The 24,505-nt window shown below is 43.8% G+C and carries 14 protein-coding genes; 5 read left to right on the plus strand and 9 right to left on the minus strand.

Annotated elements, in window-relative coordinates; all coding sequences use genetic code 11:
• Window positions 1-20: 20 nt before the first annotated feature.
• The 5 genes from K6V30_RS23945 to K6V30_RS23965 all read right to left on the minus strand — a co-directional run bounded on the left by K6V30_RS23945 (window position 21) and on the right by K6V30_RS23965 (window position 9,809).
• Complete coding sequence (locus K6V30_RS23945) at window positions 21-2,843, minus strand: BT1927 family outer membrane S-layer protein (protein ID WP_172680461.1); 2,823 nt, start codon at window positions 2,841-2,843, stop codon at window positions 21-23.
• A gap of 396 nt (window positions 2,844-3,239) precedes the next feature.
• A complete protein-coding gene (locus K6V30_RS23950; protein ID WP_055269831.1) occupies window positions 3,240-4,187 on the minus strand; it encodes a tyrosine-type recombinase/integrase in 948 nt (315 codons plus the stop codon).
• A 462-nt stretch (window positions 4,188-4,649) separates the two neighbouring features.
• Complete coding sequence (locus tag K6V30_RS23955) at window positions 4,650-5,747, minus strand: OmpA family protein (RefSeq protein WP_055269879.1); 1,098 nt, start codon at window positions 5,745-5,747, stop codon at window positions 4,650-4,652.
• 124 nt (window positions 5,748-5,871) lie between these two features.
• The gene (locus K6V30_RS23960; protein WP_224207218.1) at window positions 5,872-8,493 is read right to left on the minus strand and encodes a DUF4988 domain-containing protein; all 2,622 of its coding nucleotides are present in this window, start codon (window positions 8,491-8,493) and stop codon (window positions 5,872-5,874) included.
• A 368-nt stretch (window positions 8,494-8,861) separates the two neighbouring features.
• Window positions 8,862-9,809 carry a tyrosine-type recombinase/integrase gene (locus tag K6V30_RS23965; RefSeq protein WP_055269827.1) on the minus strand — a complete coding sequence of 316 codons (948 nt, stop codon included), beginning with the start codon at window positions 9,807-9,809 and terminating at the stop codon, window positions 8,862-8,864.
• Between the two features lie 604 nt (window positions 9,810-10,413).
• Between K6V30_RS23965 and K6V30_RS23970 the strand changes: the two genes are divergently transcribed.
• Window positions 10,414-10,989 (plus strand): helix-turn-helix domain-containing protein, encoded by a 576-nt coding sequence (locus K6V30_RS23970; RefSeq protein WP_010539136.1) that lies wholly within the window; start codon window positions 10,414-10,416, stop codon window positions 10,987-10,989.
• Window positions 10,990-11,072: 83 nt separating this feature from the next.
• Entirely contained in the window at window positions 11,073-13,559 is a 2,487-nt protein-coding gene (locus K6V30_RS23975; protein WP_055269825.1) for a heavy metal translocating P-type ATPase, read from the plus strand.
• 151 nt (window positions 13,560-13,710) lie between these two features.
• Here K6V30_RS23975 and K6V30_RS23980 read toward each other — a convergent pair whose 3' ends face one another.
• The 3 genes from K6V30_RS23980 to K6V30_RS23990 are packed head-to-tail and all read right to left on the minus strand — an operon-like array spanning window position 13,711 to window position 19,440.
• Window positions 13,711-15,075, minus strand: coding sequence for a TolC family protein (locus K6V30_RS23980; RefSeq protein WP_022302453.1), 1,365 nt, complete (start codon window positions 15,073-15,075; stop codon window positions 13,711-13,713).
• A 6-nt stretch (window positions 15,076-15,081) separates the two neighbouring features.
• The gene (locus K6V30_RS23985; protein WP_055269823.1) at window positions 15,082-18,279 is read right to left on the minus strand and encodes an efflux RND transporter permease subunit; all 3,198 of its coding nucleotides are present in this window, start codon (window positions 18,277-18,279) and stop codon (window positions 15,082-15,084) included.
• Between the two features lie 18 nt (window positions 18,280-18,297).
• On the minus strand, window positions 18,298-19,440 hold the full coding sequence (locus K6V30_RS23990; protein WP_055269821.1) for an efflux RND transporter periplasmic adaptor subunit: 1,143 nt from the start codon (window positions 19,438-19,440) through the stop codon (window positions 18,298-18,300).
• A 158-nt stretch (window positions 19,441-19,598) separates the two neighbouring features.
• Between K6V30_RS23990 and K6V30_RS23995 the strand changes: the two genes are divergently transcribed.
• Window positions 19,599-20,447 (plus strand): helix-turn-helix domain-containing protein, encoded by an 849-nt coding sequence (locus K6V30_RS23995; RefSeq protein WP_055269819.1) that lies wholly within the window; start codon window positions 19,599-19,601, stop codon window positions 20,445-20,447.
• Window positions 20,448-20,453: 6 nt separating this feature from the next.
• On the opposite strand, the gene K6V30_RS24000 is transcribed toward K6V30_RS23995, so the two are convergent.
• Complete coding sequence (locus K6V30_RS24000) at window positions 20,454-21,653, minus strand: multidrug effflux MFS transporter (protein ID WP_010539142.1); 1,200 nt, start codon at window positions 21,651-21,653, stop codon at window positions 20,454-20,456.
• 438 nt (window positions 21,654-22,091) lie between these two features.
• Here K6V30_RS24000 and K6V30_RS24005 point away from each other — a divergent pair, with 438 nt between their 5' ends.
• Window positions 22,092-23,411 (plus strand): TolC family protein, encoded by a 1,320-nt coding sequence (locus K6V30_RS24005; protein WP_055269817.1) that lies wholly within the window; start codon window positions 22,092-22,094, stop codon window positions 23,409-23,411.
• Between the two features lie 59 nt (window positions 23,412-23,470).
• On the plus strand, window positions 23,471-24,505 hold the full coding sequence (locus K6V30_RS24010) for an HlyD family secretion protein (protein WP_010539144.1): 1,035 nt from the start codon (window positions 23,471-23,473) through the stop codon (window positions 24,503-24,505).

Genomic DNA, 24,505 nt, shown 5'->3' on the forward strand with positions numbered 1-24,505 from the left:
ACTTTTACGTGATTAAGAAATTACTTACTCAAGGTTTCCAATACAGCCTTAACTTGTGCAAGAGCAGTATCATAGATTGCTTTCGCTACATCATAAGCTTCTTGAGCTGTTTCCAAAGCAAGTTTCTTCTGTTCTATTACATAAGCTTCCTTATATTCACCCTTGTTGAACAGTTCAATGCTCTTTTCTGCTGCAGTAACCTTCTGTTTAGCTTCTTCAACTGATTTTTCCTGAGTAGCAACTTCATTCTTCCAATAATTCAGAACAGATTCTACAGTTACCACAGTACCAGTGACTACACCACCGTTGATACCATCAATCTGATCTTGAACAACACTAATCAAGCCATCGTAATCTTGGATCAATTCAGCAAACTTCTTACTATTAGCCTCAGCTTCAGCAGTCAATGCATCTTGTTCCTCTTGTGCTTTCTTCACCTCTTCTTTAGCAGTCTTCAGAGCAATACGAGTCTCGTCAGCTTTTGCAATAAACGGATCCATTAAAGCTGTATTCGTATTTATTTCTGCATTCAGATCGGCAAGTACACCTTCCATTTGAGCCTTCAATGGTTTAATCAAGTCGGCAGCAGCAATCATATCTTTGCAAGTCTGTACATCGTCATTAGCAGCCATCATAGCTCCCAAAGTACCAAAGTCAGTCAAAACAGCACTATTATTCTGCTTAATATAAGCGCGGACCATTGCTTCTGTTACTTCAACAAGTCTGTCTTCGCCAGGAATCACAGTACCAAAAGTAGCATCAGAGGTATACTCTAAAGCATCTTCAGCTGTATTGCGATCTAACTTAGTTGCACTTAATTTAGTAAACTCATCTGCAGAAATATCAGAGCGTAATGCCTGCATGTGGCCAGTTTTCTTACCATCTTTTTCCTCTTCTTTATAGAAAACATCTTTGCCTGTCATATCTTCAACACTAACTGTATTAGCCAGTATCTGACCGTAAGGATTAGCAGCAAGAGCAGAATAAGTACTAATTGCAGGAGCCACCTTAGCAACAGCAGTAGCAGCCTTTCCAGCAGCTTTAACCAATGCAGCTTTAGCCTTTTCTACTTTCTTATCTTTATCATCAGCAAGAGCTTGATTTCCTGCAGCTTCACCTTTGGCAGCCAAATCAGCAACAGTCTGATCAAGTTTCAGCCATTCAGCCAAAGTAGCATTAGCATCAGCCTTTGCTTTAGCTTGTTTCACTGTATCGTCCAATATAGCTTCCAGTTTGCTGGTAGTTTGTTCAGCAGGAGTCAATGCCTCCCATGCAGCCTTACTAGTAGGAGACAATGCGGTAATCATATTGTCACGGTATGTTTTCTCCAATACCGAAGCTTTTTCTTTTTCTACAGCAGCATCATAAGCAGCTTGATATACGGCATCCCATGCACTATTATAAGCTTTCACTGCAGATTCTACTGCGGCATAAGAAGAATTATAAGCATCTGTCACCTCTTTCAAATCAGTAGTTGGTACTGTAGTTGCTGTACCTTTTACCGCTTTTGCAGAAATTTCCCAGTTAGCTTTATCTTTTTCAAATTTTTCTTTAGCATCTTTGGCTGCCTTTTCTTTTTCTGCCAAAGTCAACTTATTCCATTCAACTCCATTTTCGTCTACAGAATATTTACCTAAAGCATCAATCCAGGCATTCACTTTCATCAGAGTAAGAGATGCCTTACTAGTTCTGGCTGTTACATCTTCTATCTTCAAATCGGCATTGTACTCAGTTTGCGTATACTGAACAGCCAGATAATCAAACACACCTGTACTAACAGTATATCCATCTAAAGATGTAAAATCATTGCTACTACTAAATAATGTCCTCAATCCTTCATTAATAGGTTCAGATTTATAAGCTGCAATATCAAGCTGAGTATTAACCTGTGTTGTAGAGTCTGCTACAGCTTTATCATATGCCTCTTTAGCAGCTTTACGCGCTTTTATCTTTTCGGCTACTTTTTGTTCTGCAGCTTTATAATCTGCGGAAGTCTTAATAGTAGCGATCTCAACATCAGCTTTGCTCTTTTCACTTTCATATTCAGATTTCTTCTTCTTCAGATCCAGAATCTTATCATCCCATGCAGCTGCATCAAAGTCTTCTGCCAAAGCTAACATATTATTTTTCTCATCCAATAAAATTTCTGCTTTTTCAACTGCAATCTGTGCCAACTTCAATTCAGCCTGCAAGCTAGCTAATGTCGGAAGATCAGGATTAACCAATGCATCATAATAATTATCCTGAGCTGTCTTTAAAGCATCGTAATATTGGTTCAGGCTAGCAGAAGCAACATAAAGTCTTTGCTGTGCTTTATCAATAATAGCTTTTTCTCCATCAGAAAGCAGAAGTTTTCCTGCTTCAATCAGTTTCATTGCATTATCATAAGCTTCTTGTGCCTGTGCAGTCTGAGTCTGATAGTTCAACATAGCTGCTTTGAAGATTTCAGCTTCTTCAGCCATTTTATTTTCCCAGTAAGCTTTGTCTCTGTTAGCTTCAGCAATCTTAGCTTCCGCCTCAGCTTTTGCTTGTTCGGTAGCAGCTTGTGCGCGTTCTACTTCCAGTTCTTTCAGTTTCACGTCTAAAGCATGCATCTGAACATCGTACTCTTTGTACTGATTATCCAATTCTTTAGATTTGTTTACCAGTTCCTGATAAGCCACCTGTGCTTTTTGCCATTCCACTTCCACCAGCTTTACCGCAGCCTGTGCCTTAATCAGTTCTGATTTTGCTCCCCGCAGATCAACGATACCTTCCGGTTCATCGGTATCAATACATCCCGTGAATGTAGCTGTCGTACCCGCCATTAGCAAGGTTGCGACCAAATACGTCCATTTTCTCATAAAAGTAAATTAAATGTTATACAATTAATAAATAAAAAATTTGTTTGCTGTCATTTCATAATCCATCTCATCTTGGTGGTCTGTCTTTCTGTTACTTCTTAGGTAACGGGAAAGCATGTATTTCCACCCCGACAGAGGTGTCTGCGGGCTACATTCATTAAATAAGTGAAGAATATTTTTAACCCCTGCTCTCAGACGATGGCAGAGGGGAGGGAAATCTTTTGCAAAAATTAAAGACCAGGTCGTGTTCTTCTCAAAAAATCCGCAGTTTTATTCTGTGTGTTTCCTTTTTTTAGTAGTTTATCAGAAAAAATATCATTTTTGTTTGCATGTTTTCCAAAATATGTCCATATTTGCAGCGTCTTTTCTTCCCGTTACCTAAGAAGTAACACCACTCTAATTCAAGAACTTACTGATCACACAAGCTTTCTTTAAGGAAGTAATTACCGCCACATTCGCTTCATCAATTTTCTTATTCTTAAAAGGCTTCAGATACGTCTCTGTTACGGTGATGGAAGAATGTCCCATTGCTTCAGAAATGACGCCGGGATGTATCTCACAATAGTATGCCATCGTAGCCCAAGTGTGGCGGGCGGTGTATGAGCTTAATTCTGAAGTCAATCCCAAAACCTGTTTCAAAATCATTAACTGATAATTAAAATTGCGTAATGCCAGCTGATATTCTTTATAAGAAGTTTCCGTCCCTTCCTCACTGGAGATCAACGAAAAAAGATAAGGAGAAGCCGGATCTGTATTCATATACCTTTTTATTAGCTTCATAGCTTCCGGCACGAGTGTTACAGTCAGAAGTTTGCCAGTCTTTCTGCGACGGTAAGTGATTGCGTTTCCATCCATATCCTTTTTTTTCAAATAGGCAAGGTCTACAAATGGTATCCCACGAAGTAAAAACATTAAAAAGAAAAGGCCACGCGTGCGCTGTAAATCTTTGTTCTCCAGACATAATCGTTTCGGAAGTTCTTTCATCAGGCGTCCCATATCTTCCTTATCCAGTGCCCGCTTCCTGTCCGCACGTGTTCCTGTATAGACATACCGGAAATGATGAGGCACATAAGGCGCAATATGACGGTCGACTGCCCGGTTATACACTGCCCGCAACGTACGCATGTAGGTAGAAACGGTATTCCAACTACAATTTTTCCTCCGCAAATACGATTCGAAACTTTTAAGAAACTCCTGAGTAACTTTCCTGAAAGGAAGTTTATCACTTCCATGAAATGCAACCACAGCACTCAAACTACTCCTGTAAATATGAGCAGTGCCATAATTCCCACTTTCCCGTAGCCCATTGGCTACTTCCTTCATAAATGAAATTAAATTCCCCATCTTCTATTAATTTAAATAATACTTTAAAAGGCTTTTCTGAAGAAGTTTGTTCCCTTTTCCCATACTTCCTGAAAACAGTGCCTTTTCTTTCCATTTCCCAAAACTATGAATTACAAATATAACGATATAATTGTTCAGTATACCATAAAAAAACAGTTTTAGGAATACATAAAGAGATAACCGGACTAATCACTCTTAAAATAAAAATGGGACGTTCCCAGGGAAAAAGGGGAAATCAGGAACGTCCCTTGGGTATAGAGAGTTAGTAAAAGCCCGGTCTTTCACAAGTGCAGACCTTTTCTCTCTTCACTAAAATAAACTAAGGACATAGTGGGGAAAATCCTTAGTGGGAAACACGATTATAAACCTCTTCACAGAGATATATAACCGAAAAGTAGTCATATTCAATCACTACATATTGAAAATACAACAATTTTTCATGTGTTATATTCTACCTACTTTCTATTCGGCAATACAAATACTTACCCGGTTTTCTTCGGGTGTTTTGTATGGCTGAACAGTGTCACCTTTAGAATCAACAATCATCCTATCGGTGCTTATTCCTCTTGCCTTCAAAGCATCGGCAACGTTAACAGCCCTTTTCTCGGACAATGCTTTATTGATTCGCGCATTACCGGTATTCACATCAGCGTAACCGGTCACCTGTACTTTTGCTGATGGATTCTTCTGCAAGTATTCTGCCAATCTATCAATCTTTGGCTTTTGGTCATCTTGAATACGTGCCGAATTCAAAGCAAAAAAGATATCTTGTTTCATTGGCTGTACTGCTACCACTTCCTTCTTTGGCTGTGGCTGTTCTATCACAGGAGCAGGCTTCGGTTGTTCCACTACAACCGGTTCCGGTTCGTAATATACAGGCTTGGTTTCTTTATATCCTTTGCCGAACTTAATATTCAAGCCAACCAAAGCATTAAACTGCCAGTCGGAGTTTCCTGCTTTCTTGGAATTAAACTTATCAGAAAGAATATTTGCATTACCTTCAATATTGATAGCCAAACGATCATTCAGACGTAAATTGCATCCTAAGCCCAGACGTCCGGCCACAAGAAACTTTCCTTCCGTCCAAAGATAATCCATTTTGTAACCGTTTGCATCAATTGCAACCGCTTCATCATTATCAAAACCACGATTAAGACCTATACCTGCAAAAACATAGCCATTGAATACCCGTTTGGGGTTGAAGCCACAAAACAACGTACTCAAGTCTGATATAATATCAGCATTGCCTTGCAAATATTTATACTGGTAGTCTTGTTGTGGAGTAACCCAACGACCTTTCGCCTGCCATCCGCTGCCTCCTACCCGTGCACTCCACGCAGGGGCAAACTGATAACCGATATTAACAGCAGCAGCCGGAGAAATAAGATCAAAAAACTTAGCTTCTCCAACTGTATGGGCAGCACCTGCCTGCACTTGCATAAACCAATGAGGTTTAAATTCTATTTTACCTTCCTCTTTGATTTTCTGTTCCTGCGCAAAAGATACTGTTCCACCTAAAGCTAAGACAAATGCAGTCAACCACAGTTTCTTTCTATTCATACTTATCTCTTTTCTTTTAAAGAGAGAGCATCCCTGCTGAATCAAAAGGGATGCTCTCAGTTTAGAGTTATTCATAAGTCCGGGTTTTCACCCCAACGAGATTATTCTCTGTTTTGAACTACTGTTACTGTCTCTTTTTAAGCGGAGCATCAACTTTGCATTGACTTGTTGCACCCCATTTATCCAGAACAGACAAAGTAACATAACTATCAGTTGCCGCTACATCATTCTTGATGTCAGTTACACTCGTTTTCAAAGCAATTGTAACCTTGTCACCTGCCTTAATTTCAACAGGTTCGGTACCTTCGTGCAGAACTCCCGTTCCTACTACTTGAATTGTCATATATCCGGCAGCAACCTCACTTAATGCCACTGTGTATTTGCTGACTCTGGTTTCAGTAGCCCAATTGATATAAGTATTACCACTCATATTTACATCTTGCCACTTAATATCAGTATTGTTCATTGTAAAGTCAAAGCTCTTCTTATCCAAAGACAGAGACTTGCCAGTAATACCCTTCTGCTTACCTTCTTTGATCGGTGACTTAATAGTCAAATTGTAAGTATAGCTATAAGTAGCCAAACGTTCATTGTTAAACGGATGATAAGTAGAGACAAACTTACGTGCAGAGTATGCACCTGCATTATCTTCGTCAGCTACGCCGTCAGCTTCTTTAACATCCTTCATTGGGTCTACACTTATCGCATCTGTTGCACCAGTCAACCATGCAGCAGCTTTCACACCATTGAATGTAGGTACTGTTTCTTCAAATGTGATACATTGAGCATCCGCTGCAGATACACTGAATAGTTTATTCAGGTTATACAGGATCTTATCACCAGCACCATTCAATTCACCAAAAGCAGTAGCTTCAGTCTTAGTAGCATCGAAATATGCTGATAACGGTTCAAACTTAAAGATTGCATCATTATCTTGTTTAACTACAACTTTAAACTTAGTAGAATATACAACCTTATTGTTATCCTTCGTATCTACAATATTCAATGTTACATCGTGAGATGTTGCAGCTACCTTAGCAGGGTTAAAGCGAGCTACCACGCTAAACGTTATACCCTTAGCATAATCATCTACAGTATTAATTGTGATAGGTTCACCATCAATATCAGCAGCATGCAGTTCGAATTGGATGCTCTTATCAGCAAAATTATATTCCCAATCTTTACCATTGACACGGATCTTACCGTCAGTATAAGCTATTTCTTTGAGCTGAATATTATAACGGCCTTGTCTGAGCAAGTCTTTCATAGCTGTCACATCAGAAGAAGTCCATTGGTTCTTCACATCCGGTGTGATAGTCCATTCCATGTCAGCTACAGTTACATCAACTACAATGTTCTTGAAATCAATATTCATGGTAGTAGTTGCCGTTGTTCCATCTGTTTTCAGATAATGAATAGTCACAGGCATTCTTCCTTCTTTTTCTGCATAAATTGTTCTGGCATCCGCATCAAGTTTGACACCTAATAATTCTGCAGTATTTCTATCAGCACCTTCAATAGTATAATAGAAATCAACAGCTGCATTCATTCTGTCCCCAACCAGTTCATCCAAACTATGTACCGTACGATAAACAGCATCTACACTAGGACCAGTACATGACATTGCCTGCATTTTAGCCGTCACTTTTACAGCATAGTCTGATATAATTTCATTTCCAAAAGCATCTTTTGTTGTTAAAGCATATGCAATATCATTGCTGCCTGGAAGATCACTGTAAGCTACTCCGTCAGCAACAGCAATACTTAAATCGAACACACCCTTATTAGGTGTTTTATCTGCACGAGTTAACGGTTTTTCGCTTACGTTCTGAGCAACTTCAGCGATTGTATAGTTTGTATTGCCTTTAGAATCTGTCAAATCAAGAGAATATGCACTAAGATCAAGATCTACCGGATTAATTAATGCATTAATTGTAGCTCCTTTAGAAGTCAATAAATCACCGGCAATATATTTTTTTCCGTTGAATTCAAAATCTTTGGGAACACGTCCATAATACATATTAACAGTAGTAGCAGTAGTCGGGGTCTCTATTTTATTACCAATAAGCGTTACTACTTTCATGCTTGAAATTTTGTCAGCAGACGGCAAAATAACAGTCTGGTCAGTATATGAACCATCCGCATTCTGAGCTCCTACGTGAAGTACCCAATTCGGGCGGTCTGTTCCTTTTACAATATATACACTTGTCTGTGCGTAAGCTCCTTGTACAAGTTTACCATTACCACCTTCTGCAGTTGCATCCCAAAAGTACCAATATCCATCTTCACCGATAAAAGGCGATTGTCCGTCTTTACCATCCTTTCCATTTTCTCCTTTTGCAAACCATCCGGTAGGTTCGTTATCGATCAGCCATTCGCCGGTTTTCTCATCAATAGTAACTTTTGAGCCTGGAGCGCCATCAGCACCTGCTGCTCCCGGAGTACCAGCCGCACCTGTATCTCCTTTGTCTCCCTTATCTCCCTTGTCACCTTTGGCACCACTTACGATTTCATAAGATTTTTCATCGTTAAATGTAATCTTGAATCCCCCTGCAATAGATTCCACATTTGTAACCCACTTACCACTATCTACAAACTTCTGCAAACTTTCGATACTAGCTTTGTTTGCGTCAATCTGAGTTTGCAGATTGTCTATGTCATCATCGTAGTCCTTACAGCCTACGTAGGTGACAGTTGAAAGCGCTAATGCTCCGAAAAACATCACTCTAATAAATTTTTTCTTCATAACTACTTAAAAATTACATTAATAATATATTATTAAACACTAAGTTTCAATAACACCTTCCCGTTACTTTGTAGGTAACAGGAAAGCATGTTTTTCCACCCCGACAGAGGTGTCTGCGGGCTACATTCATTAAATAAGTAAAGAATATTTTTAACCCCTGCTCTCAGACGATGGCAGAGGGGAGGGAAATCTTTTGCAAAAATTAAAGAGCAAGCCGTGTTCTTCTCAAAAAATCCGCAGTTTTATTCTGTGTGTTTCCTTTTTTTAGTAGTTTATCAGAAAAAATATCATTTTTGTTTGCATGTTTTCCAAAATATGTTCATATTTGCAGCGTCTTTTCTTCCCGTTACCTACAAAGTAACACTACTCTAATTCAAGAATTTACTACTCAAAAAAGTCTTTCTTAAAGAAGAAATTACCGTCACATTCGCTTCATCAATTTTCTTATTCTTAAAAGGCTTCAGATACGTCTCTGTTACGGTGATGGAAGAATGTCCCATCGCTTCAGAAATGACGCCGGGATGTATCTCACAATAGTATGCCATCGTAGCCCAAGTATGGCGGGCGGTGTATGAACTCAATTCTGAAGTCAATCCCAAAACCTGTTTCAAAATCATTAACTGATAATTAAAATTACGCAGTGCCAGCTGATATTCTTTATAGGCTGCTTCTGTCCCTTCTCCACTGGTAATCAGTGAAAAAAGATAAGGAGAAGCCGGATCGGTGTTCATATACCGCTTTATCAGCTTCATGGCTTCCGGCACCAGAGTTACGGTCAATAATCTACCGGTCTTTCTACGACGGTAAGTGATTGTGTTTCCATCCATATCGTGCTTTTTCAGATAGGCAAGGTCCACAAACGGAATTCCACGAAGTAAAAACATCAAAAAGAATAGCGCACGCGTACGCTGCAACTCTTTATTTTCCTGACACAATCGTTTCGGAAGTTCTTTCATCAAACGTTCCATATCTTCCTTATCGAGTGCACGTTTCCTGTCCGCGCGCGTTCCTGTATAAACATACCGGAAGTGATGGGGCACATAAGGCGCAATATGGCGGTCGACCGCCCGGTTATACACTGCCCGCAATGTACGCATGTAGGTAGAAACGGTATTCCAACTACAATTTCTTCCCCGCAAATACGATTCGAAACTTTTAAGAAACTCCTGAGTAACTTTCCTGAAAGGAAGTTTATCACTTCCATGGAATGAAATGACAGCACTCATGCTACTTCTGTAAATGTGGGCAGTCCCATAATTCCCACTTTCCCGCAGCCCATTGGCTACTTCTTTCATAAATGAAATTAAATTCCCCATTTTTCTACTAGTTAAGATAATACTAAAGACCATTTTTGAAGAAGTTAATTCCCTTTCCCGCAACTTCTCCAACGGTACCTTTACTTTCTATTCTCCAAATATTAATAAGACAAAGATAGAGATAAATTTGTTCGGTATCAGATCAGCTACATCAAAAGGTGCATTTACTAGCAAAGTACTGACACTTCGCATTCAGCCCTTTCAGCTTCATTCGCAAATGCCTTCATAGAAGGGGATAGCGGCTGAATGCAGAAAATAGCTGTATAATAGCACGGAGTAAAAGTAGTACATCTTTCATGCAAATGTTGTACATCTCCGACTCAAACGTAGTACTAGCACCATACAACTTAAGTACTTCTCACAAGCAAGTCTTGTACTTATCCGGAAGTACTCTTATAGGAGTTTCCAAGTTGTAATTCACCTGTTCATCAAACATTGGGTATTTCTGCAAAAAAAGAGACGAATAAAGAATGAAATACGGAGTATCTCAAAGTAAAAACGCTGATTTTCTTTTTAAATCCGTACTTTTGCAGACAGGTTTGTTTCCTGCAAACTTGCTGAAACGCATCTTTTAGAATCTGATTAATTAAATGAAGGTAGTATTATGGCAGAGCAGAATCACATTATCCTGATTAAAAACATGGTTTGCAACCGTTGTGTACTGGTTGTAACGGAAATGCTCAAAGGACTGCACCTCACTCCTCTCAATGTGGAACTGGGCAAGGCTGTCGTACAAGAGGAGCTAAAACCCGATGATTGGAAAAACATCAAAGAGGCGCTCGAAAAATACGGATTCGAATGGATTGACGATAAACGTATGCGCATCATCGAACAGATTCGGACTGCAATCATCGAATTGGTACATTACGAAGATAATGCCTCCAAACTTAAATTGTCCGAATACTTAAAAGAGAAATGCCACTACGACTATAGTTTTCTGAGCAAATTGTTTTCCGAAGTCAACGGAGTCAGCATAGAGAAGTACTATATTGCCCAGAAAGTGGAACGAATCAAAGAGTTGCTTATCTACGATGAACTCTCCATCAGTGAAATAGCCGACCTGCTGCAATACTCAAGCGTTGCACATCTGAGTACACAATTTCGTAATGTGACCGGTATGACACCCAGCCAGTTCAAGCAGCTCAAGGAACATAAACGGGAACCGTTGGATGAAATATAAGATATAAATCATATCCATAATTCTGTAACAACCCTCCGCATCTTACGCCTTACCTTTGCAAAGAATAAAAAAAGGGAAAGCGTATGAAAACTAAAAAAACATATCAGATCACAGGAATGAGCTGCGCGTCATGTGCAGCCAGAATAGATAAGGTACTAAATGCCCAGCCGGGCGTATGCGAAGCAACTATCAATTATGCAACAGCCAGCGCACAGGTAGTTTATGATTCTGACGAATGTTCGGATCAGTCATTGAAAACAGCGGTACAGAATGCCGGATACGATTTGCTGACAGATACAGGCAATGACACCAACGAAGAGGCGGAACAAGCACATGCGAAAAGGTACCGGTCACTGAAAACCCAAACAATCGGAGCGGTAGCATTGGCAGTGCCTGTTATGGTAATCAGCATGTGGTTTTCCGAGCTCACACTGATGAAATATATAGTGTGGATTCTATCTACAATCGTGGTTCTGGGCTTCGGACGCAGTTTCTACGTCCATGCGTGGAAACAATTAAAACATGGATCTTCAAACATGGATACACTGGTAGCCATCAGCACCGGAATAGCTTATCTGTTCAGTGTATTCAACCTGCTTTTCCCCGATTTCTGGTTATCGCGAGGCGTAGCTCCGCATCTTTACTTTGAGGCGGCAAGTATGATTATCGCCTTCATCCTGCTAGGCAGATTACTGGAAGAACGGGCTAAACAAAACACATCGACCGCCATCAAAAAGCTGATAGGGCTACAGCCTAAAACCGTCACTATCATCACCGAATCGGGCGAACGGACTGTTCCGATTGAAAAAGCCCGTATCGGCGATATCATTGCCGTCAAGCCGGGAGAACGCATAGCAGTAGACGGAACAGTGACAATCGGCGAATCGTACGTAGATGAAAGTATGCTGAGCGGTGAACCGGTAGCGGTACACAAGCAGACCGGCGAAAAGGTATATGCAGGTACTATCAATCAGAAAGGAGCTTTTCGTTTCAGGACGGATAAGACAGGATCGGACACGATGCTGGCACAGATTATCCGCATGGTACAGGATGCGCAGGGAAGTAAAGCGCCGGTCCAGAAGCTGGTAGATAAAATCGCAGGAATCTTTGTACCTGTCATTATAGGAATAGCGGTTCTGTCGTTTATCATCTGGATATTGTTTGCACCTACGGAAGGCTTCACACACGGACTGCTGGCAATGGTTACCGTACTCATAATTGCCTGTCCCTGCGCATTGGGACTGGCCACTCCGACGGCACTGATTGTAGGAATAGGCAAGGGAGCGGAACAGGGAATCCTGATAAAAGATGCCACCAGCCTGGAAGTCGCACGGAAGATAGATGCAGTGGTGCTCGATAAAACCGGGACCATCACCGAAGGTCATCCCATTGTTGTAAACAGCTTATGGAGCAAAGGAACGGAAGAGACCGGAAATATATTATATAGTCTGGAACGTTTGTCCGAACATCCGCTTGCGGAAGCTGTTGTAAATGAATGGAAGAATGAGACAGCCATCCCCGTCACAGGTTTTGAGAATATCCCGGGAAAAGGTATAAAAGGAACGGTCGATAATGAAACCTATTATGTGGGAAACTCTGATTTACTGATTGCCAACGGAGTTTATCCGGATGAAGAATTACAGCAACAGGCAGACATCTGGCATAAAGAGGCAAAAACGGTTATCTGGTTTGGTCATTCTACGAAAGCAATAGCGGTGATCGCTATAACAGATCAGATGAAATCGACTTCAAAAGAAGCCATCCGCAGATTACGGAAAATGGGAATTACAGTCTACATGCTGACAGGAGACAATGAAGACACCGCCAGAGAAATAGCGCAGAAGGCAGCTATCGGACATTATAAGTCAAGTGTACTTCCACAGGACAAGGCTCTCTTTATAAAGCAATTGCAACAGGAGGGCAAGAAGGTGGCGATGGTAGGCGATGGTATTAATGACAGCGCAGCTCTGGCACAGGCAGACCTGAGTATCGCCATGGGAAAAGGAAGTGACATAGCAATGGATACCGCAATGATTACTATCCTGTCGTCCGATCTGATGAAAATCCCGGAAACGATTCGCTTATCCCAGCTCACGGTGAGAACCATTCATCAGAACCTATTCTGGGCATTTATATATAATCTGATTGGAGTGCCCATTGCGGCAGGTATCCTCTACCCGCTTAACGGATTCCTTCTGAATCCGATGATTGGAGGTGCTGCCATGGCATTCAGCAGCGTAAGTGTGGTGGTCAACAGCCTGCGTCTGAAAGGGAAGAAAATCCAGAGAAAGACAGAGGTGCCACCAGCAGAAAAAGAAGTGGTACCCATCAATGAAGTTGAACCAATAAATAAAGAAAACATGAAGAAGAATTTTAAAGTAGAAGGAATGATGTGCAACAACTGTCGCACACATGTCGAAAAAGCACTTAACAGCATCGATGGAGTAAAAGCCGTCGTAACACTGAACCCTCCGGTAGCTACTGTTGAGTTCGATAAAGACGAAATGCCGCTTGAAGAGTTGCAACAAGTCGTATCAGATAAAGCCGGAGATTATCAGTTACATGAATAACCGGATGATCATAAAAAGGCGTGCGCTGTTAATAACAGGCACGCCTTTTCTCTAATACACAAACATTGAATTTATCAGTATTTAGGTGCCCGTCAATATAACGAATACCATCCACTTAAAAAAGTCCTCGTAAAAGCGCATACATGCCTCTTTACATTCTACCGCCGCCCAAAGCCTGATACAAAGTAATCACACCCTGGATTTCGGTGAAGCGATTCGCTACTTTAGAAAGTTTTGCATTCAACAGCGTCTGTTGGGCTGTCAACACTTCCAGATAAGTGGTGTCTCCATGTTTCATCAGAAGGCTGGTACTCTTGGCTGCCGTCTGCAAAGAAGTAACCTGCTTGTCGTAGAAAGCGGCCTTGTCCCGCGCTGTCTGATATTGCACCAGTGCTTCGTTGACTTCCACTCCCGCATTCAGCAGTGTCTGTTCGAAGCTGAGGCGGGCTTCTTCCTGTTGTGCTTTCGCTATTTTCAGCTGGGCAATGTTAGCCCCTTTATTAAATAAAGGTTGTGTCAGAGAAGCCACGGCAGAAGCGAGAAACTTACCCGGATTGATAATCATGCTTCCGGCGCTGTTAGTCCATCCGGCACTGCCACTCAACGTGATAGAAGGATAGAAAGCGGCACGGGCAGCATTCGTTGTATAGAAAGCCTGTGCTAGTGAGAACTCCGCACTACGCACATCCGGACGATTGGAAAGCATCTGCAGAGGAATACCTACGGAGAAGTCTTCCGGCAACTGCTGGTTTTCCAGTTTTCCACGCTGTATGCCGTGAGGTGTTTCCGCCAACAGCAAAGCCATTGAGTTTTCCGCCTGGTTGATTTGTTCTTTCAAATCGAGCACCGTCGTACAGATATTATAATAGGTAGCCTCTGTCTGTGCCAGTCCTGCCTCGTTCATCATACCGGCATTCTTCATGGCACGGGCCACTCTCACGCTCTCTTTCCAGGCCGATTCGGTAGCAGCTGCAATCTCGTATTGAGAATCAAGCATCAGCAAAGTATAATAAGTATTTGCCACGGAAGATACCAGTTGTGTCTTCACTGCCTGTTCATACTCCTTGCTCTGTTCGTAAGCGGCTTTTGCACGGCGTTTGGCTGTAGTCACTTTTCCAAAGATATCCAGTTCCCACGAAGCAGTCACCGGCAACGAATAAGTCTGCGTAGCCTTTCCACGGTCGAAGCTGCTCACAGCCCCTTCCGGAGCCAGAAACAACGAAGGCAGATAAGATAACTTGGATGTCATCAGCGATGCCTCCGCTTCCTTCACACGCAGATGAGCAGTCTGCATATCGGTGTTGCGTACCAAAGCCGAATCAATGAGATTCTGTAAATATGGATCGGTAAACACCTCTTTCCACGAGAGGTTTCCGAAGTTTGCCGTATCGGTGGCAGCGACTGTCTCGCTGCCGTAGAGTCCCTCGGGAACTTCCGATACCGGTTTGTATTTATTGTATATACCGCAACTGCTTAGTACCAGCGTTGCTGCGGATAAGATGATTATTTTCTTCATTATCAATTATTCCTTTCCTGCTTTAGACTTCTCTTCTTCACTTACTTTGATTTCTGTCTCAATCTGCCAGTCTTCCGTAGGGGCACTCTGCACAGGGCGCAAACGTTCCTGTAACCACTGGAAGGCAATAAACAAGGTAGGCACGATGAATAGCAATGCCAATGTACCGATAGTCATACCACCGACTACACCTGTACCCAACGAACGGTTACCGTTTGCTCCTACCCCACTGGACATCATCAGAGGGAACAGACCGAAAATCATCGTCAACGCTGTCATCAGAATCGGACGGAGACGGGCTTTAGCCGCACTGACAGCAGAAGCAATCAGTCCCATACCTGCCTTACGACGTTCCGCCGCATATTCCGTCAGCAGGATAGCTGTCTTAGCCAGCAGACCGATCAGCATAATCAAACCTGTCTGCAAGTAAATGTTATTCTCCAGTCCGAACATCCATGCGAAGAGGAAGCTTCCCATCAATCCGCAAGGTACGCTCAGAAGAACGGCGAACGGAATAATAAAGCTCTCATACAACGCACTCAGGATGAGGTAGATCATCAGGAAGCAAATTCCGAAGATGATCACCGTCGTACCACTCTGCTGGTTCTCTTCACGGGTGATGCCTCCGTAATCATAGCCATACCCCTTCGGAAGAGCCTGTACCGCCGTTTCCTGCACGGCTTTGATAGCATCACCGGTACTGTATCCGTCTGCCGGCATCGCATTCACCGCAATAGAGTTGTACATATTGAAGCGGCTCAGCGACTCTGCACCGTAACTGCGTGTCAACGTTACGAACTGGCTCAGCGGTGCCATCTCACCATTCGACATACGTACAAAAGCATTATCCAGTGAAGATTCGTCCAGACGGAATTGAGGGTCAGCCTGAATCATCACCCTGTATACTTTAGAGAAACGATTGAAGTTGGACACATACTGACCACCATAATAGCCCGACAATGTGCTCAGCACAGCATCCGGTGTAATACCTGCCCGTTTACACTTGGCAGCATCCACCTCTACCATCCATTGCGGATAGCGTACGTCGAACGTAGAATATGCCATCGCAATCTCCGGACGCTGGTTCAATGCACCCAGATATTGCTGGGTAGTGGTAAAGAACTCGTTGATATCACCGCCCATCTTATCCTGCATGTGAAGTTCCAGCGCATTACCCATACCATAACCCGGAATCATACCCGGAGAAATAGCGAAGACACTGGCATCCTTGATATCCGCCGTACGACCATATACCTGGCCGATGACTGCCTGTACGTTATCCTCATCATTCGGACGCTCGTCCCACGGTTTCAGTTTCAGAATCAACATACCAAACGAGCTTCCCTGCCCTGCCAACAATCCGTAACCGGCCACTTTCTGCACGTGTGCTATCTGCGGAATATCCATCAGGCGCTTTTCGATGCGTTCCATCACCTCATCGGTCGTGGTCAGCGAGCTACCTGCCGCTGTACTTACATTGACGAATACCACACCCTGGTCTTCGTCCGGCACCAGACTCGTCTTTGTCGTATTCATCAGGAATACAAGCAACACTACGGAGCAAGCCAGCAACGACCATGCCAACCATCTGCGTTTGATAAAGATCAACACGACATTCTTGTATTTCTCTATCATGATATCGAAAGCCGAGTTGAAAGCCTTACGGAAACGTGCCGCAAAATTATTCTTCTGCGTACCGTCTTCGTTAATATAAGGCCTCAGCAGCAATGCGCACAGTGCCGGGCTCAGCGTCAACGCATTGACAGCGGAAATACCAACGGCAACCGCCATCGTCAGACCAAACTGGGTATAGAACGTACCGGAAGTACCTCCCATAAAAGATACCGGAATAAATACCGCCATAAACACCAGTGAAGAGGTGATAACAGCATTACTGATACCTTTCATGGCATCGATACTTGCCATGTAGGACGACCTGTACCCTACGTCGAACCGTGCCTGCACCGCCTCGACGACAATAATCGCATCATCCACCACCGTACCGATCACCAGCACAAGCGCGAACAGCGTAAGCAGATTGATACTGAAACCTACCATAGCCATGAAAGCAAACGTACCAATCAGTGAAACAATCACTCCCACCAGAGGAATCAAGGTAGAACGGAAGTCCTGCAAAAAGACATATACCACAAGAATAACCAGAATGATAGCCTCGATCAAAGTCTTCACCACCTCATGAATAGAAGCGAAAAGGAAGTCATTCGAACTCATGATCTGTGTCAGTTCCACTCCCTTCGGAAGGTCTTTGCGAGCTTCTTCGAGCAGTTTGTCAATATTCTGATTGACTTCGGTCGCATTGGAACCTGCCGTCTGGAATATCATACACGAAACACCCGGATGACCGTCGAGGCCACCATGATAAGCATAACTATCCTGTCCCAGTTGTATATCGGCAATGTCTTTCAGTTTCAAGACTTCGCCGTTGTCCGTAGAACGGATGACAATATCTCCAAACTCTTCCGGAGTGATCAGACGTCCTTTATATTTCATCGTATATTGATAGGTTTCGTTTGAGTTCTCACCAAACGAACCGGTAGCCGATTCGATATTCTGTTCGGCAAGTACGGTGGTGATATCAGACGGAATCAGTTTATACTGTGCCATCACGTCCGGTTTCATCCACACACGCATACTGTACTCACCTCCCATCACCATCAGGTCGCCTACACCCGAGACACGAAGAATCTCCGGTTTCAGGTTGATACTGATATAGTTGGAAAGGAAGTTTTCATCGTAGCTGTCGTCCGGGCTGGACAGAGAGAACATCTGCAAGATACTCGTCTGACGCTTGGAAGTCGTTACACCGACCTGCGTCACTTCCGCCGGAAGCTGTCCTGTGGCTCTTGATACACGGTTCTGCACGTTGACAGCCGCCATATCCGGGTCTGTCCCCTGCTTAAAGTAAACGGTAATACTTACCGTACCGGAATTCGTTGCTGTAGAAGTCATATAGGTCATGTCTTCCACCCCATTGATGGCTTCTTCCAAAGGTGCAATAACACTCTTCTGTAACGTTTCCGCACTTGCACCATAGTAGGTGGTACTCACCATAATGGTAGGCGGAGCTATATCGGGATATTGTTCAACGGGCAGACTAAACAACCCGATGATGCCCACAACGACAATCGTTATAGAAATGACTGCCGATAATACCGGGCGTTCAATAAAGGTTCTTAAATTCATGGATAATTCCTCCTTTGTTTAATTTTCAGTAGTTGTCGTAGCGGCCTGAGCTGTCTTTGCCTTGATTGGCGTACCCTCGCGAAGCAATCCTACACCTTCCGTTACAATCACATCTCCCGAAACCAGTCCTTCATCTACAATAAATTCCCGACCGCCATTGACGCGGGTCACCTGCACCTGATTGGATTGTGCCTTGCCATCTACTACTTTGTATACATATCTCTTGTCCTGGATTTCGAACGTAGCTCCTTGCGGTATCACGATAGCTCCGGTTTTCTGCACGGGAAGTATGACATTACCGGCACCACCGCTATGCAGCAATCCCTCTTTATTGGGGAATACGGCACGCAGGCTGACAGTACCCGTCGAACGGTCGATGACGCCACTGATAGACTCGATCTGGCCCTGCTGCGGATAATCGGACTTATCATTCAGCTGCAAACTGATAGTCGGCATATTCTTCAATGCTTCTTCTTTAGAACCATACTGGCGGATCAATCCCAGCAGTTGGTTTTCCGTCATCGAGAAGTAAACGTACATATCCGAATTGTCGGAAACGGTGGTCAAAGGTTCGGCGATATTGGAACTAACCAATGCGCCTACCCGATAAGGCAATGTACCTATCACACCGTCCGCCGGACTTTTCACTACCGTATAAGACAGATTATTACGGGCACTCACTTCTTGTGCTTTCGCCTGCGCCAGTTGCGCTTTGGCAGCCAGCAGAGAGTTTTTTGCCGTACTCAGATCGAATGAGGAAACTACATTCTCCTTATACAGTTCCTCTTTGCTTTCATAAGTCAGTTGTGCCGTAGCCAGAGAAGCCTTAGCGGACTCTACGTTTGCCACTGCCGTCTGCAATGCAGCTTCATACGGCACCTGGTCAATTATAAACAACGTTTGTCCGTTTTTTACGCGCTGACCTTCCGTCACGCACACTTTCGTCAGCGTACCTCCTACCTGCGGATAAATATCAATATCCTGACGTCCACGGATAGCCGCCGAATAAGCGCTCGAAATCATCCGGTCTGCCGGAGCAACAGTCATCACTTCATATTCTGTTTCCATTTGTGTGGGTGATGCCTGCTTACAACCTGTAGCGGCAACCAGACAGCAGAGCAACAATAGCCCTTGCTTGACATTACATACCTTTTTACTCATTTTATTATTACCTATTAAGATTTTTGATCGCGGCAAAGGTAGACTGTTTCCACCATAGAAAACTGGTCTTAGTGTTTCCAGTTTTGTTCATTTTCAGAACAACATGAGCGATATTTAGTGAAAAAGTCCTATTTTTACCGACAAAAAGAGAAGAAGATATGAAACGGAGAGACTCTACCCTTGCTATCATGCGCGAACCGTTCGCTGCCGGACTTGATGAAAATTTATCTCCAATCATGCACCATCTATGGAAGCTGGAAGGAGGAGCCATTTATTTTTGCCATAACGGCTGGGCTCATGTCACGATTGATCTGAAAGATTATGAAATAGTGCCCAATACCCAGCTGGTACTCCTGCCCGGAACCATTATCCGTATCAATGGCAGCAGCAGTGACTTCACCGCTTCCTTCTTCGGATTTCCTAAAGAAATGTTCCGGGAAGCCTGTCTCCGCTTCGAGCCTATCTTCTTCCGGTTTATAAAAGAGCATCCCTGCTACGTGCTCCCCGAAGAAAATACCGGAGCTATCCGTGGATTGATACGCGCAACGACTGCTATCTACAACGACCGCGAAAATCGTTTCAGAAACCAAATCGCGAAAAATCATCTTCAATCTTTCATGCTCGATATTTACGACAAATGTTATCGCTACTTCGATAAACACGAAATAGAAGGAGGAAGCCGCCAAGATGAAATATTCAAGAACTTCGTCGCATTAGTGCACGAAAACTGTATTTCGCAACGGGAAGTTACGTTCTATGCCAATAAACTCTGTATCTCCACCAAGTATCTGACAGGCATCTGCCGTAGCGTGACGGGAGATTCAGCGAAGAAGATCATTGATGATTTTGCTATTCTGGAGATAAAGGTATTGCTCCAGTCAACCGATCTGACCATGCAGGATATAGCCGACCAGCTCGGTTTTCCGGACCAGTCGTATCTGGGAAGATACTTCAAGCGGCATGAAGGAATATCACCCAGAGAATATCAAAATAAATATGCCATGTAGGATGGATTAAGTACGGCATACCGCAACCTTCAACGCTGTTCGTTTCACTGCCCACAATGCACACAGCAGTGAACAAACAGCACAAACCACAAAAGTTACTCCGGTAGACAGGAGGATATCTCCCAGTCCGACCAATGGAGAAACGATGCCTCCGGATGCGAAACAGAGTGCACCCAGCAAAGCGGAAGCAGCTCCCGCATATCTGCGTTCGCAATCCATCGCCAGAGTGGTAGAGGCTGTGAAAGTCAGTCCCATCATAAAGAGCAATGCAAACATAAGCAGTTCGTACGTCCAAAAGCCACAGCCGCTATAGAGTGCCGCCATCTGAAGGATCGCAAACACCAGCATACCAATGCATCCGGTCAGTGTTCCATTCTCGGTCCGGCGGAATTTCACTGATATGGCGGCAGCCACTCCGATAGCCACAGCATTCACGGCAAAGCAGATGCTGAAGGCAAAAGGAGAAAACCCGTAATGTTGCTGGATGATAAAAGGAGAAGAGGCGATATAGGCAAACAGGATGCCCTGCGCAAAAGCCAGCTGAAGTACATAGAGCATATAACGACGGTTATGAACAATGATGCCGAAACTCCGGAAAGTAGCAAAGACACCCGTCTTGGAACGTTTCTCAGTGGGCAAGGACTCCTTAAAGCGGATACATCCGATACCCAGCAAAATCCCGATGAACAGCAGAATCATAAAAATACCCTGCCAGCCTACGCTTCCTGTCAACAATCCTCCGATGACCGGAGCAGCCACAGGAGCCACTCCATTGATCGCTCCGATCACAGCCAGCATTTTAGCCAGTTCCTTTCCCGAAAACTTATCGGTGGCTACCGAACGGGAAATCACAATTCCCCCCGCCCCTGCTACACCTTGTATCAGCCGTAAAGTGACAAACGAATAAATATCCGGTGCAAAAAGACAAAGCAGCGTGGACACAATAAACAGCACCATCGAAACTAATAATAACGGGCGCCTGCCATATTTATCACTCAACGGACCAAAAAAGATTTGTCCCAGTGCCAGCCCGATCATACTGGTTGTCAGTCCCATCTGAACCATCGGCAAACTGGCAGAAAAATAGTCTGCCATGGCCGGCAGACTAGGTAAATACATATCCGTCACAAAAGGACCGAATGCCGATAACATGCCTAACAGTGTCAGCAAAAACACTTTTGAGTTCTCTTTATTTATTGCAGTCATAATCTATTGTTTTTTATTCCGGGGGCAAAGGTAGATGATTCCCGGTATCTTTCTACAAACATAATGCGAACAAAACCGGACCTTTTCAGAACACTTTTATGTTTTTCGTCCATCTCTTCCCCCAATCATATCTTTCCGCACAATCGTTAAAAAACATTATATTTACATATATACAGCGTTACAACTTACCTGATATTTTTCATAATTTTGCAAAACGAAAAACAGAAAACAGGTATCAAGATGAAACTAAGATATTATCAAATAGCCATTCGTTATAAGAATAAAATGCATGATTTCCACGGTTGGGGTGTATCTGCACAGATTTGATAATTCTCATAAAACTACTCGCCACGACGCGAAACGATAATTCCTTCTCAGGGAGTCACGTGATATAGGAGCGTATATTTACCATTATCAACTAAATTTCTTTTTCACTTTATGAGCAAAAAAAGATGGCTCATAGTGCCGCTATGCGCAGCACTGTGCAGCCAGGGAGTGTTTGCCCAAACGCCTGGCAGGAAAATTTTGGGCATTAATGAAATGTTCCGTCTGGCAGACGAGAACAGTCAGAGTATTCAAACGTATAAAACGGGAAAAGAAACGGCGGATGAAGCATTGAAAGCCGCCAAGTCCCAACGACTGCCGGACATCGGAGCTTCGCTCTCGTTCAGCTATCTGGGCGACGGATATCTGTGGGACCGTGACTTTAAAAACGGACAGAACATTCCCATGCCTCACTTCGGCAACAACTTTGCCTTGGAAGCCCAACAGGTCATTTACGCGGGCGGAGCTATCAACAGCAGCATCACTCTGGCGGAACTCGGACAACAGATGGCTACATTGGACTGGCAGAAAAATCGTCAGGAGATACGTTTTCTTCTGACCGGTTACTATCTGGATTTATACAAGCTGAACAATCAGATTCAAGTATTACAGAAAAACCTTGATCTGACGGAGCAAGTGATTCACAACATGGAAGCCAGACGTACGCAAGGAACGGCTCTAAAAAATGATATCACCCGCTATGAACTCCAGAAAGAAACGCTGAAGCTACAACTCGCCAAAGTGCAGGATGCCTGCAAGATTATAAACCACCAATTGGTGACTACCCTCCACCTGCCAGCCGGCACAGAAATAGTCCCCGACTCTACATTGCTGGACGAAGAAGTCAAGGCACTGGCGGAAAATGACTGGCAACTGCTGGCTACCCAAAGCAATGTAGGTTTGCAACAGGCACAACTGGCCATTCAGATGAACAAGCAGAAAGTGAAGCTGGAACGCTCGGAGCTTCTTCCTAAAATAGCGCTCGTAGCCGGAGAACATCTGGACGGACCCATTACTATCGAAGTTCCCGTACTGGACAATAACTTCAACTACTGGTATGTGGGAGTCGGGATAAAATACAACCTTTCTTCGTTGTTCAAAAACAATAAAAAGGTGCGTCAGGCAAAACTGAATATGCGAAAAGCACAGGAAGAGTATTCATTGGCACAAGAGCAGATAGAAAACAGCGTGCAGGCTAATTACGTCAATTTCCTGACCTCATTCACCGACCTCCGCACTCAGGAAAAAAGTGTGGAACTGGCCAATCAGAACTACAACGTGACCAGCAACCGCTACAAAAATGACCTGGCCCTGCTCACCGATATGCTCGATGCAAGCAACATGAAGTTGAGTGCCGACCTGGGACTGGTCAACGCGCGTATCAACGTAGTCTACAGTTACTACAAGATGAAATACATTACTCATACACTTTAAAGAAACATCTCGTCAGAGAATAATTCAGTCAAATTCAACCCCTTAAAAACAGACTCATCATGATTGCAAGAAAAGCTCAAAAGCTGATATACAATATTCTTATTCTTTGCTTCCTCACCGGAGGTATCATTTATGTTTGTTCCCGATTCATCCATCTGGGAAATATCGAATATACCGACAATGCACAGGTGAAACAACACATCACCCCGATCAACACCCGTGTACCGGGATTCATCAAGAAGATATGTTTCGCAGAGTATCAGCAGGTACGCAAAGGCGATACGCTCGTCATCATCGAAGATACCGAATTCCGCCTCCGGGTGGCTCAGGCGGAAGCAGACCTTGCCAATGCAACCGCAGGACGGCAAGCCACCACCATAGGAATCGCCACCACCCAGAACAATCTGAGTGTGAACGACGCAAGTATCGAAGAGGTACGCGTACAAATGGAGAACGCCAGACGAGAACTGAACCGTTTCGAGAAGTTGCTACAAGAAGATGCAGTGACCAAACAACAATATGACAACGTACACACCGCTTACGAAGCCGCCAAAGCACGCTACGAGCAAGTATCCCGTGCCAAGCAGTCAACGTCTCTGGTCAAGAGCGAGCAGACTCATCGACTGGGACAGAATGAAGCAGGTGTCCGTGTGGCGGAAGCGGCATTAGAACTTGCCCGCCTGAATCTTTCGTATACCGTAATCACCGCTCCATGTGACGGTACCACCGGAAAGAAAGCGATTCTGGAAGGACAACTGGTTCAGCCCGGACAAACAATGGTCGACATTGTAGACAGCCGCGACCTGTGGGTGATAGCCAACTACCGCGAAACACAACTCTCCAACATCAGAGAAGGTGCCGAAGTGGAGATGACGGCAGATGCAGTGCCCGACGTCACTTTTCGGGGGAGTGTAGAATCTATTTCCGACGCGACAGGGGCAGCCTTCTCTATGATACCGCAAGACAATGCTACCGGCAACTTTGTCAAAGTGGAACAGCGTATTCCGGTCCGTATCAGTCTGAAAGGAAACAAACCGGAAGACTTGAAACGCTTGCGTGCCGGTTTTAACATAGAATGTGAGGTAAAATATTAA

Source organism: Bacteroides faecis (assembly GCF_020091505.1).
Taxonomy (GTDB): Bacteria; Bacteroidota; Bacteroidia; order Bacteroidales; family Bacteroidaceae; genus Bacteroides; species Bacteroides faecis.

What these genes read in the sequence shown, in the direction of transcription:
- K6V30_RS23950 (WP_055269831.1), bottom strand. Translation starts at nt 4,187, where the DNA reads ATGGGGAATTTAATTTCATTTATGAAGGAAGTAGCCAATGGGCTACGG.
- K6V30_RS24005 (WP_055269817.1), top strand. Translation starts at nt 22,092, where the DNA reads ATGAGCAAAAAAAGATGGCTCATAGTGCCGCTATGCGCAGCACTGTGC.
- K6V30_RS24000 (WP_010539142.1), bottom strand. Translation starts at nt 21,653, where the DNA reads ATGACTGCAATAAATAAAGAGAACTCAAAAGTGTTTTTGCTGACACTG.
- K6V30_RS23995 (WP_055269819.1), top strand. Translation starts at nt 19,599, where the DNA reads ATGAAACGGAGAGACTCTACCCTTGCTATCATGCGCGAACCGTTCGCT.
- K6V30_RS23975 (WP_055269825.1), top strand. Translation starts at nt 11,073, where the DNA reads ATGAAAACTAAAAAAACATATCAGATCACAGGAATGAGCTGCGCGTCA.
- K6V30_RS23980 (WP_022302453.1), bottom strand. Translation starts at nt 15,075, where the DNA reads ATGAAGAAAATAATCATCTTATCCGCAGCAACGCTGGTACTAAGCAGT.
- K6V30_RS23970 (WP_010539136.1), top strand. Translation starts at nt 10,414, where the DNA reads ATGGCAGAGCAGAATCACATTATCCTGATTAAAAACATGGTTTGCAAC.
- K6V30_RS23960 (WP_224207218.1), bottom strand. Translation starts at nt 8,493, where the DNA reads ATGAAGAAAAAATTTATTAGAGTGATGTTTTTCGGAGCATTAGCGCTT.
- K6V30_RS23945 (WP_172680461.1), bottom strand. Translation starts at nt 2,843, where the DNA reads ATGAGAAAATGGACGTATTTGGTCGCAACCTTGCTAATGGCGGGTACG.
- K6V30_RS23965 (WP_055269827.1), bottom strand. Translation starts at nt 9,809, where the DNA reads ATGGGGAATTTAATTTCATTTATGAAAGAAGTAGCCAATGGGCTGCGG.
- K6V30_RS23990 (WP_055269821.1), bottom strand. Translation starts at nt 19,440, where the DNA reads ATGAGTAAAAAGGTATGTAATGTCAAGCAAGGGCTATTGTTGCTCTGC.
- K6V30_RS23985 (WP_055269823.1), bottom strand. Translation starts at nt 18,279, where the DNA reads ATGAATTTAAGAACCTTTATTGAACGCCCGGTATTATCGGCAGTCATT.
- K6V30_RS24010 (WP_010539144.1), top strand. Translation starts at nt 23,471, where the DNA reads ATGATTGCAAGAAAAGCTCAAAAGCTGATATACAATATTCTTATTCTT.
- K6V30_RS23955 (WP_055269879.1), bottom strand. Translation starts at nt 5,747, where the DNA reads ATGAATAGAAAGAAACTGTGGTTGACTGCATTTGTCTTAGCTTTAGGT.